A 1,499-nucleotide genomic window follows, 5' to 3' on the forward strand; every position below is an offset into this window, starting at 1 on the left:
GAACATCGACTGCTCGTTCTCGGCGGCCAGCAGGTTGTTGACCCGGCGCATCGTCTCGGCCGGACCGACGCCCGATTCGGCGATGGCGCGCAGCATGGTGCGGGCGATCAGCATGAAGAAGGCGGCCGGGATGCCCTTGCCCGACACGTCGGCGATGACCAGCGCGACCTTGTGCTCCGAGATCGGGAAGAAGTCGTAGAAATCGCCGCCGACCTCCTTGGCCGGGATCATGCGGGCGGCGATGTCCAGCTCCGGCAGATCGGGGAAGACCTGCGGCAGGATGGTCAGCTGCATGGTGCGGGCGATCTCCAGCTCCTGCTGGAGGCTGATCAGCCGCCGCTTGTCGGCCAGCGCCTCGCGCAGGTCGCGCACCATCTGGGTCAGTTGCACCTGCTGGGTGCTGACCCGCGTCGCCAGCCGGGAGAAGCCCAGCGCCAGCAGCCCCAGCTCGTCGCCGACGCCCTTCGACTGGGCCGACTGGGCGTCGTGGGTCTCCGCCTCGATCTGGCGCAGCTCGTCCAGCAGGTTCTGCCGGGCGTCCTCCTCCAGCGTGACGGCCAGCGCCTCCATCTGGCGGCGGATGAAGCGCTGCTGGCGGCGCAGGCGGCGTTCGCGCTGGCCGGCGGTGCGCTCGATCTCGCGCATCACGCCGCGGAACACGTCGACCGCGCCGGCGATGCGGCCGATCTCGTCGCTGCCGCCGGGCAGCTCGACATAGCCCATGGCGCGGCCGTGCGAGAGGTCCTGCAACGCCTTCACCGCCCCGTCGAGCGTCGCGAAGTTCCGCCGCAGGAAGCCGTAGAGCAGCCCCAGCGCGCTCAGCAGCACCAGCCCGACCGCCGCGACGTAGGCGACCGACCACAGCGTCTGCTCCTCCACCGCCTGGGTGACGTCGGTGGCGATCAGCACGGTGGCGACCCGCCCGCCGGCCAGATCGGCGACCGGCAGGCTGGCCAGCGCGTAGCGGTGGCCGCCGGCGACCGGGGGAACCGGGGTGATGCTGCGCTCCGCCGGGCGGACCAGCGGCTGCACCGCCGGCCACAGCGGATCGGTGACGCCGTCGAGCGGCGCGCCGTTGCGGCCGACGGCGAAGACCCGGCCGCCGGTGGTCCGCCGCAGCATGTCGAGCGCGGTGGTGAAGTCGATCCCGGCGACGACGGCGCCGGCCACCCCGGCCCCGCTGCCCGCCCCGCCGCCGGCCCCGGTCCCGGCGTAGATCGGCGCCCCGGCGACCACGACCAGACGGCCGCTGTCCTGCCGGGCATCGACCAGACGGACGCCGCGCGCCAGCTTCCGGCCGGACAGGATGCTGTCCAGCGCGGCGCGGTTCAGCAGCGGCGGCGGGTCGAGCGACGGGTCGGAGCTGTAGAGCAGCGCGCCGCCGTCCGACAGCAGGTTGAGGTCGGTGATCGCGCCCGCGGCGGTCGCGGCGGTCGCGGCGCCGCTGGTGGCGACCCCGCCGATGCCCAGCGCCGCGATGCGGCGGGTTAAGGGGGGGC

The 1,499-nt window shown here is 73.8% G+C and carries 1 protein-coding gene; it reads right to left on the reverse strand.

Annotation, left to right across the window (positions count from 1 at the left end; genetic code table 11):
• Window positions 1-1,499 (reverse strand): SpoIIE family protein phosphatase (locus TSO352_RS18115; RefSeq protein WP_109110715.1); only part of this gene is annotated, 1,499 nt, incomplete at both ends.

The sequence above is a fragment of the Azospirillum sp. TSO35-2 genome (assembly GCF_003116095.1).
Lineage (GTDB): Bacteria > Pseudomonadota > Alphaproteobacteria > Azospirillales > Azospirillaceae > Azospirillum.